Raw genomic sequence first — 15,207 nt, forward strand, 5'->3', positions numbered from 1 at the left:
CCGCTAGGGGCGCAAAAGCCTATGTGTCACGATGTCGGGCTCAGGAAGTGGCGGCGGTCTGTCGATCGAGATCAAGTGGATCATCGACTGACCAGCCATCTGCACCAAGCGGGCCTTGTGCTAACCGAGTTACCCGTGCGGGATACGGAAGGACAAGCCCAGCAACTTTTGTTAGAGCTACCAGCACATCGTCTGGTCGAACGGATGGAGTTCCATGCCGAACAACTACTTGAAGTATTGCACACATTTGGGCCAAATCCGGTTCATCCTTAGTTGCCAACGCTTGTGGCGACTGTAAATCCTGAATTTCAATGCGCAAAACTGCTGACCTGGCATCAAAAGTGCGGAGTCCAGATTTAGTATTTCGCTCAACCATAACTTCGGTCTCGCTCAAGAACTTTTTCACTGCGTTCAAGATTTCAGCAGGCGGAACCGCAGGAAGTTCAATGTGCCAATGACTTGCTTCGAGTCTGGCCACAAAATCTGGAGTTCGGGCCTCAACGACTGCCAGAATGTCAAAACCCGGTGGCAAGACTTCATTAAGTACCTGCAGCAAAGCATCTGGCTCAACTTTTTGTACTACCCCGATTTCCACATATTCCGCTTCACTGGCAACGCCAGTTGCGGCAGCATTTGCATACGAGATCTTGGGGTGCGGGGAAAAGCCAGCACTGTATGCCATGGGTACATTTGCGCGTCGTAGCGCTCGCTCAAATGCGCGTTGAAAGTCACGATGAGAGGTGAACCTTAACCGACCACGCTTTGCATGCTGGATGCGCAACTTCTGAACGGCTGGAACAATTTCGCGACCTGGATCACGAGCCACTGGCAATTACTTTCGATTTAATTTGTGGTAGCGGCAGTAACACACCCTCAGTTGGACCAACTTGAATCTCAGTCCCCATATGATCACAAACTCCGCAGTCAAAACATGGTGTCCAGCGACAATCGTCAACCTCAACTTCAGCTAAAGCATCTTGCCAATCTTCCCAGAGCCATTCTTTGTCAAGGCCCGAATCCAAATGGTCCCATGGCAAAACTTCGGCAAGCTCGCGCTCACGAGTTGTGAACCAAGAAACGTCAACTGGCTCATCGGCGAGGGCAATTTGTGCTGCCTGCATCCACATGTCAAAGGAAAAGTGTTCGCTCCAGCCGTCAAAGCGGGCTCCGGAGCGCCAAACTTGCTCAATCACTTTGCCTACTCGGCGATCGCCTCGAGACAAAATGCCTTCGACAATTCCTGGCTTGCCATCGTGATAGCGAACGCCAATCGACTTGCCAAACTCACGGTCATTGCGAATTGCGTCACGAAGTTTGAACAGTCGAGAATCAGTTGTTTCATGATCGAGTTGAGCGGCCCACTGGAACGGAGTATGAGGCTTAGGTACAAAGCCGCCAATAGAAACCGTGCAACGAATGTCCTTCCGCCCTGAAGCGACTCGGCCGGCTTTGATGACTTCGTGAGCTAACCTAGCAATCTGCAACACATCTTCATCCGTTTCGGTTGGCAAGCCACACATGAAGTAGAGCTTCACTTGGCGCCAGCCTGCGCCATAAGCAGCAGTCACTGTCCGAATTAAGTCTTCTTCAGAAACCATCTTGTTAATGACTCGGCGAATACGCTCGCTGCCACCTTCGGGTGCAAAAGTTAAACCACTGCGGCGGCCATTACGAGTTAGTTCGTTTGCCAAATCGATGTTGAAGGCGTCCACTCGGGTGCTTGGAAGTGAAAGGGATGTCTGCGATTGCTCATATCGGTCGGCAAGACCTTTCGCAATGTCGGCAATCTCACTGTGGTCAGCACTAGATAGTGAAAGTAAGCCAATTTCTTCGTAGCCCGTTTTCGCCAGACCGTTTTGCACCATGTCGGCAATGGTGGTTTTAGATCGTTCACGAACCGGCCGAGTGATCATGCCAGCTTGGCAAAAACGGCAGCCTCTAGTGCAACCGCGGAAAATTTCAACGCTCATCCGTTCGTGGACGCTCTCGGCAAGTGGTACTAATGGCGCCTTTGGATATGGCCACTTGTCGAGATCCATCACAGTGTGCTTGGCAACGCGAAACGGTACGCCTGCACGGTTTGGCGTAACTCGGCGAATTCGACCATCTGGCAGATATTCCACATCATAAAAAGCAGGAACATAAACGACACCTGATTTTGCAAGTCGAAGCAGGAGTTCTTCACGCAAATTGGTCTCGCTAGCAACTACACCGGCTTCACAATCAAGTTTGAATTGCAAAACGATGTCCGTTATGGCTAAAGCTGCCTGTTCACCATCGCCCAAAACTGCAGCATCAATGAAATTTGCGATTGGCTCTGGATTAAATGCCGCATGCCCGCCAGCAACCACAATCGGATGTGACTCGGTCCGTTGTGCAGAATGGATTGGGATGCCTGCTAAATCTAGAGCAGTAAGCATGTTGGTGTAACCCAATTCGGTTGAGAAGGAAACGCCGAATACATCAAACGCTCCAACGGGTCGATGCCCATCTACCGTGAACTGGGGCACCTCGTTTTCGCGCATCAACTTTTCTAAGTCAGGCCAAACCGCATATGTGCGCTCACATAGCGTATCGGCACGCTCATTCAACACTTCGTAAAGAATTTGGACACCCTGATTAGGAATACCGACTTCATAGGCATCTGGATACATCAGTGCCCAGCGAACTTTGACTTCATCCCACGGTTTTGTGACTGCATTGAGTTCACCACCAACATACTGAACTGGCTTTTGGACATGCGGTAGCAATCTTTCTAACATCGGAAATACTGAGGAAACCGTTTCACTTCTGCTTGTTGCTATCGTCACGGTTACCTACTGCCTAGAGTTGAAAGTTGTTAGAGTTTCGGAAAGAAAAGTGCAATCTCGCGAGCGGCAGATTCTGGTGAGTCTGAGCCATGCGTGACGTTGAATTGAGTTTCAGTCGCAAGATCACCACGAATTGTTCCCGGCGCTGCATTCGCTGGATTAGTTGCACCCATCATCTGACGCCAAGACAGAATTGCATCTGGTCCTTCGATTACTGCGGCAACCAGTGGACCGCTGACAATGAAATCAACCAGCGACGGAAAAAACGGCTTATCTCGATGCTCTTCGTAATGAGTTTCTGCAACCTGGCGCTCTAGGGTGCGCAGTTCAAGTGCGAGAACTTTGAAGCCCTTGCGTTCAATTCGTGAGAGCACTTCACCGATTAGGCCACGCTGCACGCCATCAGGTTTGATTAAAACTAGGGTTTTCTCTGCCATGAGGTCTAGTCTAAAGGGTTTCCGGCGTATCAGAATCGTCTAGTACTTCTGGGTTCTGCTCGGCCTTGGCCGCATCCACTCGTGCGCTAAGTACGACCGCCAGGATCCAAATCAAGCCAAACAGAATTGCAGGCACCAAAAAAGGTTTAATAAAAATCGCACAGATTAGAACTAAGAGTTGGACAAAGCTTCCCGTAGCAACAGCCGTGCGTCGATCGCGGCGCATGCTGCCAATCGAGAGTATGCACAGCAACATTAGACCGCCGCTAACCCAAACAACAGTGCCCAACGGATAGTCGTAAACCACATGAGCAACTGGCATCACTAGTCCAAGTACGATGACTTCAAGTGCCATTACGGCACTGCCCATTACTTTCATGACTTCCTCGCAATGGCTCGAGCAATACCAGCGGTAACAACCGAGCCAGTGACGACAACACCAATTCCACTAGTGCCGGCATCGTCAGCCAACGCAATTGCCTGAGAAATAGCGTCGGCAAGATTGGGTGCTGAAGTTACTCGGTCTGCGCCAAAAACACCTTGTGCCTTTTCAGTTAGTTCGGCTGTAGACATGGCTCGCACAGTTCCATTCGAAGTCACTACAACTTGATCAAATATTCCATCAAATGCGGACAAGATTCCATCAACATCCTTATCGGCCATGATTGAAAGCACTCCGATAACTGATATGAAATCAAATGACTCTTCTAGGGCTCGGGCAAGTACCTTTGCGCCATGCGGATTATGCGCAGCATCAACTAATACTGTTGGGCTGCGACGAACGACTTCAAGTCGACCCGGTGAGGTGACACTAGCAAAGGCTTCGCGCACTGTTTCATCACTTATGGATTCAGCGCCACCAAAGAAAGCTTCAACTGCAGTGAGAGCAACACTTGCATTTGTTGCTTGATGTTCGCCAAAAAGTGGCAACAGAATTTCTGGATAATCTCCGGTAATTCCACGCAGTGAGATTACTTGACCACCAAGGGCTAATGCACGATTCAATACGCCAAACTCAACACCTTCACGCAACACGGGCGCCTCTACACCCACCGCTGCCTGCAGCAAAACTTCAGCCGCTTGCGGATCTTGAGCCGCTAGCACAGCGATCGAACCTGACTTGATGATGCCTGCCTTTTCGCTGGCAATAAGTTCCACGGTTTCACCCAAGTAATCAGTGTGATCTAGGCCGATAGGGGTAATCACACTAACTTGCGGTTGCACTACATTTGTCGCGTCCCAGGTTCCGCCCATTCCGACTTCCACTATTGCAACATCGACGGGAGTATCAGCAAAGATGGCAAACGCAAGACCCGTCAATACTTCAAAGTAGGACATTGCGGGACCGCCGCTATTAATGCTGGTTGCATCAACGACGGCCAGGTAGGGCTCAATCTCATCGTAGGCACTAACAAATTTGTCAGGCGCAATCGGCTGACCAGCCAGTTGAATCCGCTCAGTAATGCTGTGCAGATGTGGACTGGTAACAAGTCCAGTTGTCAGGCCCCTGGCTCTGAGCAGACTTTCAATCATGCGAGCGGTGGAGGATTTACCATTGGTTCCAGTGATATGAATTACGGGGTAACTCAGTTGTGGGTCGCCCAAGAGGTTCATGAGCTGTGAAATGCGCGACAAGCTCGGCTCTATTCGAGTCTCGGGCCAGCGGGAATTTAATACTTCCTCAACACGGGCTAATTCAGTTAATTCGGTTTCCCTGGTCACGGGTTAAGTCTAGAGTGCAAGTTCTGGCAGAATTAAGCCTCATGACCGCTAATTCTGTTCCAGACAAGCCAGCCCTAGATGGCCTTGAGCAAAAATGGCTCAACGTCTGGGACGCTGCAGGAACATACGACTTTGACCGAGATGCGACTCGACCTGAAGTTTTCTCAATTGACACTCCGCCTCCTACTGTGAGTGGGTCATTACACGTAGGTCATGTTTTTTCTTACACTCACACTGACTGTGTAGCTAGGTACCAGCGAATGACGGGTAAGAAAGTTTTTTATCCGATGGGCTGGGATGACAATGGCCTGCCAACCGAACGCCGGGTGCAAAACTATTTTGGCGTTCGGTGCGATCCTTCACTTCCATATGATCCAACATTCGAACCACCGGCTGAGGTGGGTAAAGACCCAATTGCAATTTCCCGTCGCAACTTTGTAGAACTTTGCGAACGCCTGACCGTCGAGGATGAAAAGGTCTTCGAAGAATTATGGCGTCGGCTAGGCATCAGTGTTGACTGGAAAATGACATATCAAACAATTGGTGCAAGGTCACAAGCAATTTCACAGCGCGCGTTCTTGCATAATCTGCAGCGTAATGAGGCTTACCAAACTGAAGCCCCGACATTATGGGATGTAACTTTCCGCACTGCAGTTGCCCAAGCTGAACTAGAGGATCGAGAGCGTCCTGGTGCTTACCATCGAGTTTCATTTCATAAACCAAATGGTGACAAATTATTTATTGAAACTACTCGGCCCGAACTTCTAGCTGCCTGTGTTGCACTGGTTGCACACCCTGATGACCCAAGATACCAACCACTTTTTGGCACAACAGTTACTTCGCCTCTGTTCGGCGTCGAAGTGCCCGTTGTAGCGCATGCGCTCGCCGACCCAGAAAAGGGTTCAGGTATTGCCATGATTTGTACCTTCGGAGACTTAACCGACGTAATTTGGTGGCGCGAATTACAACTTCCAACCCGGCCAATCATTGGCTGGGACGGCCGAATTATTAGTGAGGCACCGACCTGGATTGCATCTGAGCTCGGCCAAAATGTGTACTCGGCAATAGCCGGACTTACTGCACATTCAGCCAAAGAGAAAATGGCTGAACTTTTGCGTGAATCCGGTGATCTTGACGGAGAAATCCGACCAATTACCCATCCGGTTAAGTTCTTTGAAAAGGGTGACAAGCCACTTGAGATCGTCACCACACGTCAGTGGTACATCCGAAATGGTGGCCGTGACCAGAATCTCCGCCGCGAGTTGGTGGCTCGGGGTGGCGAACTAACTTGGCATCCAGCGCACATGCAAGTGCGTTATGAAAACTGGGTCGAAGGACTAAATGGCGACTGGTTAATTTCTCGACAGCGGTTCTTTGGCGTACCAATTCCCGTCTGGTACGCGGTGGATGCAGACGGAAATCCAAAGTGGGATGAAGTGCTAGTGCCAGAAGATGGTGCTTTGCCAGTTGACCCGTCAATTGATTGTCCGCCAGGTTATGCGCCCGAACAACGAGGTATGGCCGGCGGCTTCATTGGCGATCCTGATGTGATGGATACCTGGGCCACCTCATCCTTGACGCCACAAATTGCTGGTGGCTGGAGCGTGGACGACGACCTCTGGCAACGTGTCTGGCCATTTGATGTTCGTCCGCAAGCTCACGAAATCATTCGCACTTGGCTATTCAGTACTGTAGTTCGCGCTCATCTTGAATCAAACGAACTTCCTTGGAAGCATGCGGCAATTAGTGGCTGGATTCTGGATCCAGACCGCAAGAAAATGAGTAAGTCAAAAGGCAATGTAGTAACGCCTATTGATTTGCTTGATGAACATGGTAGCGATGCTGTTCGATACTGGGCGGCTTCAGGCCGACCAGGCACTGACACTGCATTCGATGTTGGTCAGATGAAAATTGGTCGTCGTCTTGCCGTGAAGCTCTTAAATGCGAGCAAGTTTGTCCTCAGTCAAGGAACTTCTCCGGTTTCCGCGGTGACAGAGCCAATCGATAGGGCGTTGTTAGCTGCATTGGCCGATGTGGTCGATCAGGCAACTGCCGCTTTTGAGTTATTCAACTACACCAAGGCCCTTGAGGTCACTGAGTCATTCTTCTGGGCTTTCTGTGACGATCACCTCGAATTAGTTAAGGACCGAGCGTACGGATTGGCTGGCGAAGCAGTGGCAGAATCAGCGAAAGCAACATTGACCCTAACTCTGGAAACTTTGCTCAAGTTATTCGCACCGTTTCTGCCATTTGTCACCGAAGAAGTTTGGTCATGGTGGAAAGCAGGTTCAATCCATACCGGTGATTGGCCAAAATCAGAGCAACTGCGAAGTCATGGTGGCAATGCTCAAACTTTGAGTTCAGTGGCGGAAGCTTTGTCTGGACTTCGCAAAGTCAAGAGTGAGGCAAAAGTTTCAATGAAGGCCGAACTGAAAAATGTAGTTATCACCGCTAGCGCAGAACAAGCTGAATTAATTAAGCAGGCGACAAGTGACTTACTTGCGGCGGGTCGGGTCTTAGGTGACTTTGATTTCGTAGTTGATGGTGAACAGATTCTAGTAACTGCAGATTTAGTTCCAGCGACTGAATAGATGTGGAAAGAACAAAACCCTCGGCGATTGCCGAGGGTTTTGTTTTGGAAGATAACTTATGCAGATTTTTCCTTTGGAATGCGCTTAGGCGCTGGTGCTTCGCGGGGCACCAAAGTTGGATTTACGTGCTTGAGCACAACGTCACTGTCAATTACAACTCGAGCAATATCCTCACGACTTGGTACGTCGTACATCACTGACAGCAGCACTTCTTCAAGAATTGCCCGTAGGCCACGAGCGCCGGTGCCACGCAGTACTGCCTGACTTGCAACAGCAGCCAAAGCATCTTGGGTGAATTCCAGTTCAACGCCATCCAATTCAAATAGCTTTTGGTACTGGCGAACTAAGGCATTTCGTGGCTCGGTTAACACTCGCACCAACGCTTCTTCATCGAGTGCATTAACAGAAGTAAATACTGGCAGTCGGCCAATAAATTCCGGGATCATGCCAAAGCGCAGCATGTCTTCGGGCATGACCTGGCTAAAGATTTCGAAGTCATCTTCAGAAACTTCGTCAATTGTCGAAGTGAAACCGAGTGATTTCTTGCCGACACGTTGGCGAATGATTTCATCTAGGCCAGCAAAGGCCCCGCCAACAATGAAGAGCACATTTGTCGTGTCAATCTGAATAAATTCCTGATGTGGATGCTTGCGGCCGCCTTGTGGTGGGACAGAAGCGGTGGTGCCCTCCAGAATCTTAAGGAGCGCTTGCTGCACTCCTTCGCCTGAAACATCTCGAGTAATTGACGGGTTTTCGCTCTTGCGAGCAACCTTGTCAATTTCATCTATGTAGATGATGCCAGTTTCGGCCTTCTTTACATCGTAATCAGCAGCCTGGATCAGCTTAAGCAAGATGTTCTCGACATCCTCGCCAACATAACCGGCTTCCGTAAGCGCCGTAGCATCCGCAATTGCAAAAGGTACATTAAGCATTCGGGCCAAAGTCTGGGCCAACAAGGTTTTGCCAGATCCAGTTGGACCTAAGAGCAAGATGTTGGACTTTGCTAACTCGACAGTTTCGTCACGCCCGCCACTATTTGCACCTGCTTGTACCCGCTTGTAATGGTTGTACACGGCAACTGAAAGTGATTTCTTTGCAGTATCTTGGCCGATGATGTACTGGTCTAAGAATGCATATATTTCCCGAGGTTTAGGTAACTCGTCCCAGCCAAGATTGACCGACTCGCCTAATTCTTCCTCAATGATTTCGTTGCAAAGGTCGATGCACTCGTCACAGATGTAAACGCCGGGACCAGCGATTAACTTCTTGACTTGTTTTTGGCTTTTGCCACAAAACGAGCACTTCAACAGGTCGACACCGTCTCCAACTCGAGCCATGGTGTGCACCTCCTGGGGGAATAAGTGTTGCAGTTACTAGAGAGTGTTATCTCAAACTACCCCGAAACGCTGACTATCTCTTGTTGCACACGCCGCAAACACGAGAAAGTATTGAAAACTTGCTAACCCACCAACTGGATCGCTCGGACTTAAGTTAGCTCGTTACTTGTTAAGCGGGACCCGAGTAGAGAGTACTTCGTCAATGATTCCGTACTCTTTAGCCATCGGCGCGGTCAAAATTTTGTCGCGTTCAATATCATTACGCACCTGAGCGATGTCTTGTTTAGTATGCAAGGCAAAAATACCTTCCATCTCTTCGCGCATTCGAATGATTTCGTTTGCCTGAATTTCAATGTCGCTTCCCTGGCCACCGCCTTCGGTGTAAGGCTGATGAATCAAAACCCGAGCATGTGGCAACGCAAAGCGCTTTCCGGGTGTGCCCGCTGCAAGTAACACCGCCGCAGCAGATGCTGCCTGGCCCAAGCAAACTGTTTGCACATCACACTTGACGAACTGCATGGTGTCGTAAATCGCGGTCATTGCTGTGTATGAACCACCAGGTGAATTGATGTAAATCTGAATGTCGCGCTCAGGATCTAGGGATTCAAGAACCAGCAATTGTGCCATCACGTCGTCAGCGGATGCATCATCGATCTGCACGCCCAAGAAGATAATGCGCTCTTCAAACAACTTGTTGTACGGATTGTATTCACGAACACCTTGTGGCGTGCGCTCGATGTAACTCGGAAGAATGTAGCGTGCTTGTGGTGTGTATTCGGCAGGTGAAAGTCTCTTGTCCATAATTACGCCCCTGTTCCGCCATCGCCAATGACGTCGCGGGCACTGCGCACGACATGGTCAACGAATCCATATTCTTTTGCCTCATCGGCTGTAAACCAGCGGTCTCGGTCTGAATCATTCTTAATGGTCTCTTGGCTCTGGCCGGTGTGTTCAGCGATTAGCTCAGCCATCTTGGTCTTGGTGTACAGCATCTGCTCGGCCTGGATCTTGATGTCCGATGCTGTGCCGCCGATGCCACCTGACGGCTGATGCATCATGATGCGCGCATGTGGAAGTGAATAGCGCTTGCCTCGAGTTCCGGCACACAACAAGAACTGTCCCATTGACGCCGCTAGACCCATGGCAACTGTGGCCACATCATTTTTGATGTACTGCATGGTGTCGTAGATGGCCATACCAGCACTAACTGAGCCACCTGGAGAATTTATGTAGAGGAAGATGTCGCGCTCTGGATCATCAGCAGAAAGAACTAACATCTGCGCACAAATTGCGTTAGCCATTGTGTCTTCTACCTGTGACCCAAGGAAGATGATGCGCTCGCGCAGCAATCGCTGATAAACCGAATCATCAAACCCGGCTGAACTTGGGGCTGGGGTTCGCGATTCCGGGACGATTAGACCCGGCACCTCAATTCCACTCACTGCTGACTCCTTCGAAAGCTGCTGAAGAACTTGTTTAGTTAGACACTACCTGTTGGGTACGCCATTAGTCCTAGCGACATAGTGATGTTCGCTCACAGCGTGGGAAAAGTGCCCGAAGTTGTTCAGTTCAGGAAGGCTGGTACTTATTCGTTTGCTTCGAAATTATCTGTATCTGATTCGGTATCAAAGTCTGAATCAAACTCAGCGTCCGACTTTGGCCCGCGTAGGACTGATTCCAAATCAACAGTGCGGCCAGACTTATCAACAACCTGGACCTGTTCCAACACGAAAGATAATGCCTTTGTTCGACGCACTTCGGCTACTGCGGCATTGATCTGCCCAGCTTTCACAAGTTCGTCTGCAAACTGGTCAGGAGCCATTTGATAGCGCTGAGCTTCGGTTATGAGCCACTGCGTCATTTCTGCATCATTAACCTGCAAGTCTTCCGACTCAACAATCTTATCCAAAACCATTCGACTCTTGATGCCAGTGCGTGCTTGCTGTTCAAACTCATCACGATGGGCTTCATCACCATGGCCATCATGGAAGTGTGCCGAGATTTCATCGGCCACTGCGCCGGCTGGCACTTCAACTTTGATCGCTTCCATTAGGGCATCATGGGCCAAGTCCCGAGCTTGATAGGCCTGTTCCATAAGTCGCATCCGGCCAAGGCGTTCCCGTAAATCGGCTCGCAGTTCATCAATTGTGTCGAACTCACTAGCTAGTTGCGCAAATGTGTCGTCTGCTTTAGGTAGTTCACGTTCACGCACTTGACGGACAGTTACTTCAACAACAACTGCCTTCTCGGCCCATTCGCCATTTGTTGGCGTGAAGACGAAGTGCCGAACCTCATCGGCAGATGCCCCGCGAACTGCGTCATCGAATCCATCAACCATTCCCTGTGAACCGAGTTCGTAACTCAAGCCCTGTGCGCTCAAATCTGGCACATCAACATCGTTATGTGACCCTCTTAAGTCAACGACAACAATGTCGCCGTCATTTGCCGCGCGTTCAACAGTCTTTAGCGAGCCAAAGCGAGCGCGTAAGTCATCTAGTTGCTCTTCGACAGCGGCGTCAGTGACTTCGGGATCATCAACTACTACCTTGAGTTCAGCAAATTTTGGTAATTCAAAATCTGGGCGAACATCAAATTCAGCGGTAAAACTAAGGCCAGTTTCTTCATCCAGTGAAGTCACATCAACTTCTGGGCGACTCATCTGAACCAGATTGTTGTCAACTACGACTTTCGCCAAACTTGATGGAATGGCATCATTTACTGCTTCGTCAAGCGCTGCTGCCTTGCCAAAGCGCTGGTCAATAATTCGCGCAGGTACATGCCCTTTGCGAAATCCGGGGATATTTACTTGTGAAGCGATGCGCTGGTAGGCAGCATCCAAACTCGGCTTCAATTCGGAAAAATCCAGATCTACTGAAACCTTGACCCTTGATGCTGACAGATTTTCTACTGCGGTTTTCACAGCTCTCCTAAATAATCAAGAAACCGCTTGGCGCGGTGTGAAATGGTCACGGACCCAAAGAGTCCGTGACCACCCAGAGTCGGGGCGGAGAGACTCGAACTCTCGGTCTCCTGCTCCCAAAGCAGGCGCGCTAGCCACTACGCTACGCCCCGAATACCTAAAGAAGTCTAATGCAAAAAATACGATAGGCTAAACCGCGGTCAGAAATTAGAATAAGTAGTCCAATGGATAACTGTTAATTCTGACTCCCGCGGGTGTAGCTCAATGGTAGAGCCCCAGCCTTCCAAGCTGGCCATGCCGGTTCGACTGTATCTATTTCTTTGCTCACTACTTCGCAAAGATGGTCACCCGCTCCAGTAACTACCGCTGCCGGGATCGAACCAAAGGTTCGACTGTATCTATTTCTTTGCTCACTACTTCGCAAAGATGGTCACCCGCTCCAGTAACTACCGCTGCCCGGGATCGAACCAAAGGTTAAATTTTATATTTAGGTTCGAATGTCTCGGCGTTCAAATCCCCAAACACTTACTAGGAGACATAAAACACTAAAGGCAGCAAGTTTGGCGCAGCCAACCCAATCCATTCCGTTGAATAGTGGCGCATGACCTATCGTCCATTGAAAGGGGTTGATGGGTAATGCATGCTCGAATGAGTTAACAAGTCCAGCTAGTGAAAACAAAATGTAGAAAGTTAGCGCACTGCCAACACCAACGCCTAAGGCCAGACCTTTTCGACCAGATGTCGCGCCAGCCAAGGTGGTCAAACTATTGAAAGCCACACCTAGGAGTGTGGTACTGACTACACCAGCGAATAGATCGAAATTTGAAATGGGCAGATTCACAATCGGAGCACCTAGGGCGAGGATCAGAAAGATGAGCAATCCAAATAGCGTCAGTACCACCAAATTGGCTAGAACTTTGTTGGCCAGTGTAGCTCGCCGTGAAATTGGTAAGGCGAGTAATAAATCTGCTGTGCCATCTTCCTCCTCTGCTGCGCCGGCGCGAGCACCAGCCGAACAGCCGATTGCAATCAGAATCAGAGGGAGCATCAAACTAAACAGCTCAGTCGATAAATAGCCAGGTCCTGATGTGTAGTCCTGCATTCTGAATATCTTTTTCAGCGCGTCAGGATACAGGTCCAGAAATTTTTGTAATGCAGCTGCCGAATCGCGAATGGTTGGATACACCCACAACTGAACCGTGCATAAAATGCCGATGCCCAATATCCACCAGAGCACAGAACGTCGCTGATCCATCCAGGTTTTCTTTATGAGGGCAAACCTCATTGGGAAACTCCATTCTCAACAAGAGAAATAAATACATCATTAAGAGATACCTCGCGTGAACACACATTGACTACCCCATGTTCAACGGCAACCTTTAACAGTTCGGTTTCCGTCCCGACCACCTCGCAAGTAACCTGTCCACCACGAATCGAAACATGTTCTACACCTGGCACACGGGAAAAGACATCTTGGGTAACTTGCTGAATAAAAGTGAGGTCCAGAGTTCGAGTCGCCCTAGATTTGAGGGTTGAAATTTTTTCAACTGCAAGTAGCTTGCCCTTGTCTAGGACGGCAACCCGGTCAGCCAAGTGCTCCACTTCACTGAGTACATGTGACGATAAGAGCACGCCTGCCCCACGCTCTCGCGATTCGTTGAGAATCAACTCAAATTCACGCTGGACTAGTGGGTCCAGCCCGCTAGTTGGCTCATCGAGAATTAAAACTTTTGGATCATGCATAAATGCTTGAATTACACCGATTTTTTGCCGGTTACCCTTTGATAAATCTGACAACTTTTTTGTCAGGTCAACTTCTAAGCGCTCGGCCAGACTATTAAATTGGTTGGTGCAATCTCGTTGGCGCATCTGCGCGAGGAAGTTCAAAAAATCTTGTCCTGACATCTGGCGATAAAGCTCCAAGGTTCCTGGCAAGTACCCAATTTCCGAGCGAAGTTGGGAATCAAATTTCAGCGCATCGCTTCCTAGCACTGACGCCGACCCAGATGTGGCATGTATTAAGCCAACAAGGACGCGCATCGCAGTAGTCTTGCCAGCGCCATTAGGGCCAAGGAAACCAAGAACTTCTCCTGGGGCAACATCGAATGAGATGTCCTGAATGCCAACAGTATTTCCGTAAAACTTAGAAAGCCTAGTGAGCGAAATTATTGGTGGGCTGGTGGATTCAGGCGCACTCATACCTGAACGATAAGCAGCACCGCTAGTGCAAAATTGTTTAACTAAATAAATTGAGGATTAGCACTCGATAAAACTTAGCTATTTTCAAAATCACGTATTTGATTGATTCGTCTAATGTGGCGCTCTTCATTTGTAAATGGCGTCATCAAGAAAGCATCAATAATCGCAAAAGCTTCATCTTGTGAATGTTGCCGGGCACCAATGCTGCAAATGTTCGCGTTGTTGTGTTCACGCGCTAATTGTGCAGTTGAAATGCTCCAGCATAGCGCTGCCCTAATGCCAGCAACTTTGTTAGCGGAAATCTGCTCGCCATTACCTGAGCCCCCGAAAACGATTCCCAACGAATCTGGATCAAGTGCTACGGCCTGTGCAGCTGAAATACAGAAACCGGGATAGTCATCCTGAGCGTCATATTCATATGCGCCATGATCTACTACTTCGTAGCCAAGTTCAGTCAGATGGGCGGTGAGAGCATCCTTAAACTCAAGGCCAGCATGATCTGTGGCTAAGTGAATTCGCATAGGTCTATCTTGTCAGTCACCAGCCAAATTCAGACACTTGACCTAGTCGAATTTTGGCCCGCGCGTTCGAGTGCGCTTCAACTCAAAGAAACCCTCTGTGCCAGCAACTAGAACAACGCCATCCCAAAGTTTGCCAGCTTCTTCACCGCGCGGAATTGGCGAGACCACAGGACCAAAGAACGCCACCTCGCCTACATGAATAACGGGTGTACCTACGTCCATACCAACTGGGTCCATGCCCTGGTGGTGACTCGTTCTCAACAACTCATCAAATTCAGAAGAGTTAACTGCAGAGATCAATTCTGGTTCCAATCCACATTCAGCCAATGCCTCAACTATTACAACCTCGTGTTCGTCTTTGCGCCCTGCATTGTGAATCCGGTTTCCAATTGCGGTGTAAAGCGGAAGTACAACTTCGTCGCCATGCTTTGCTTGAGCGGCAATCACTACACGCACTGGTCCCCAGGCCTTTTTCATTGCTTCTTGATACTTCTCTGGCAGGTCACGGCCATCATTTAAAACGGCAAGTGACATTACATGCCAAGAGGTCTTGACGGGACGGACTTTTTCTACTTCAAGCATCCATCGGGACGCAATCCAAGCCCATGGACATACGGGGTCAAACCAAAAATCTGCTTTAGCGACTGAATCATTCATTTCCTCAGGATAC

General features: G+C 49.4%; 14 protein-coding genes and 1 tRNA gene. 1 reads left to right on the forward strand and 14 read right to left on the reverse strand.

Annotated features, from left to right (window positions below):
- Positions 1-40: 40 nt before the first annotated feature.
- The 5 genes from EBS36_00380 to EBS36_00400 all read right to left on the reverse strand — a co-directional run bounded on the left by EBS36_00380 (position 41) and on the right by EBS36_00400 (position 4,969).
- Positions 41-826: a DUF2344 domain-containing protein gene (locus EBS36_00380; protein ID NBU31619.1), complete on the reverse strand. Its 786-nt coding sequence runs from the start codon at positions 824-826 to the stop codon at positions 41-43.
- Positions 816-2,762 carry a TIGR03960 family B12-binding radical SAM protein gene (locus EBS36_00385; GenBank protein ID NBU31620.1) on the reverse strand — a complete coding sequence of 649 codons (1,947 nt, stop codon included), beginning with the start codon at positions 2,760-2,762 and terminating at the stop codon, positions 816-818. Before EBS36_00385 ends, EBS36_00380 begins: the two co-directional genes overlap by 11 nt.
- 77 nt (positions 2,763-2,839) lie before the next feature.
- Entirely contained in the window at positions 2,840-3,247 is a 408-nt protein-coding gene (locus tag EBS36_00390; GenBank protein ID NBU31621.1) for a nucleoside-diphosphate kinase, read from the reverse strand.
- A 10-nt stretch (positions 3,248-3,257) separates the two neighbouring features.
- Positions 3,258-3,626: a DUF4233 domain-containing protein gene (locus EBS36_00395; protein NBU31622.1), complete on the reverse strand. Its 369-nt coding sequence runs from the start codon at positions 3,624-3,626 to the stop codon at positions 3,258-3,260.
- A complete protein-coding gene (locus EBS36_00400; GenBank protein NBU31623.1) occupies positions 3,623-4,969 on the reverse strand; it encodes a bifunctional folylpolyglutamate synthase/dihydrofolate synthase in 1,347 nt (448 codons plus the stop codon). Before EBS36_00400 ends, EBS36_00395 begins: the two co-directional genes overlap by 4 nt.
- 41 nt (positions 4,970-5,010) lie before the next feature.
- Here EBS36_00400 and valS point away from each other — a divergent pair, with 41 nt between their 5' ends.
- A complete protein-coding gene (gene valS / locus EBS36_00405; protein ID NBU31624.1) occupies positions 5,011-7,560 on the forward strand; it encodes a valine--tRNA ligase in 2,550 nt (849 codons plus the stop codon).
- 56 nt (positions 7,561-7,616) lie between these two features.
- On the opposite strand, the gene clpX is transcribed toward valS, so the two are convergent.
- The 9 genes from clpX to EBS36_00450 form a co-directional block, all read right to left on the reverse strand.
- Complete coding sequence (clpX, locus tag EBS36_00410; protein ID NBU31625.1) at positions 7,617-8,897, reverse strand: ATP-dependent Clp protease ATP-binding subunit ClpX; 1,281 nt, start codon at positions 8,895-8,897, stop codon at positions 7,617-7,619.
- Positions 8,898-9,059: 162 nt separating this feature from the next.
- On the reverse strand, positions 9,060-9,698 hold the full coding sequence (locus EBS36_00415) for an ATP-dependent Clp protease proteolytic subunit (GenBank protein NBU31626.1): 639 nt from the start codon (positions 9,696-9,698) through the stop codon (positions 9,060-9,062).
- A gap of 2 nt (positions 9,699-9,700) precedes the next feature.
- On the reverse strand, positions 9,701-10,339 hold the full coding sequence (locus EBS36_00420; protein NBU31627.1) for an ATP-dependent Clp protease proteolytic subunit: 639 nt from the start codon (positions 10,337-10,339) through the stop codon (positions 9,701-9,703).
- Positions 10,340-10,482: 143 nt separating this feature from the next.
- Complete coding sequence (tig, locus tag EBS36_00425; protein ID NBU31628.1) at positions 10,483-11,817, reverse strand: trigger factor; 1,335 nt, start codon at positions 11,815-11,817, stop codon at positions 10,483-10,485.
- Positions 11,818-11,896: 79 nt separating this feature from the next.
- Positions 11,897-11,969: transfer RNA gene (locus EBS36_00430), tRNA-Pro, on the reverse strand.
- A 335-nt stretch (positions 11,970-12,304) separates the two neighbouring features.
- Complete coding sequence (locus EBS36_00435) at positions 12,305-13,102, reverse strand: hypothetical protein (GenBank protein NBU31629.1); 798 nt, start codon at positions 13,100-13,102, stop codon at positions 12,305-12,307.
- Complete coding sequence (locus EBS36_00440) at positions 13,099-14,016, reverse strand: ABC transporter ATP-binding protein (protein ID NBU31630.1); 918 nt, start codon at positions 14,014-14,016, stop codon at positions 13,099-13,101. The genes EBS36_00435 and EBS36_00440 overlap by 4 nt, the downstream gene beginning before the upstream one ends.
- 74 nt (positions 14,017-14,090) lie before the next feature.
- On the reverse strand, positions 14,091-14,537 hold the full coding sequence (locus EBS36_00445; GenBank protein NBU31631.1) for a ribose-5-phosphate isomerase: 447 nt from the start codon (positions 14,535-14,537) through the stop codon (positions 14,091-14,093).
- Positions 14,538-14,579: 42 nt separating this feature from the next.
- Positions 14,580-15,194, reverse strand: coding sequence for a disulfide bond formation protein DsbA (locus tag EBS36_00450; protein NBU31632.1), 615 nt, complete (start codon positions 15,192-15,194; stop codon positions 14,580-14,582).
- Positions 15,195-15,207: the final 13 nt, after the last annotated feature.

The sequence above is a fragment of the Actinomycetota bacterium genome (genome assembly GCA_009923495.1).
In the GTDB taxonomy this organism is placed as follows: domain Bacteria; phylum Actinomycetota; class Actinomycetes; order S36-B12; family UBA5976; genus UBA5976.

Excerpts from the sequence above, each read along its gene's own strand:
- EBS36_00385 (NBU31620.1), bottom strand. The coding sequence starts at position 2,762 with ATGTTAGAAAGATTGCTACCGCATGTCCAAAAGCCAGTTCAGTATGTT.
- EBS36_00390 (NBU31621.1), bottom strand. The coding sequence starts at position 3,247 with ATGGCAGAGAAAACCCTAGTTTTAATCAAACCTGATGGCGTGCAGCGT.
- EBS36_00395 (NBU31622.1), bottom strand. The coding sequence starts at position 3,626 with ATGAAAGTAATGGGCAGTGCCGTAATGGCACTTGAAGTCATCGTACTT.
- valS (NBU31624.1), top strand. The coding sequence starts at position 5,011 with ATGACCGCTAATTCTGTTCCAGACAAGCCAGCCCTAGATGGCCTTGAG.
- clpX (NBU31625.1), bottom strand. The coding sequence starts at position 8,897 with ATGGCTCGAGTTGGAGACGGTGTCGACCTGTTGAAGTGCTCGTTTTGT.
- EBS36_00415 (NBU31626.1), bottom strand. The coding sequence starts at position 9,698 with ATGGACAAGAGACTTTCACCTGCCGAATACACACCACAAGCACGCTAC.
- EBS36_00435 (NBU31629.1), bottom strand. The coding sequence starts at position 13,102 with ATGAGGTTTGCCCTCATAAAGAAAACCTGGATGGATCAGCGACGTTCT.
- EBS36_00440 (NBU31630.1), bottom strand. The coding sequence starts at position 14,016 with ATGAGTGCGCCTGAATCCACCAGCCCACCAATAATTTCGCTCACTAGG.
- EBS36_00445 (NBU31631.1), bottom strand. The coding sequence starts at position 14,537 with ATGCGAATTCACTTAGCCACAGATCATGCTGGCCTTGAGTTTAAGGAT.
- EBS36_00450 (NBU31632.1), bottom strand. The coding sequence starts at position 15,194 with ATGAATGATTCAGTCGCTAAAGCAGATTTTTGGTTTGACCCCGTATGT.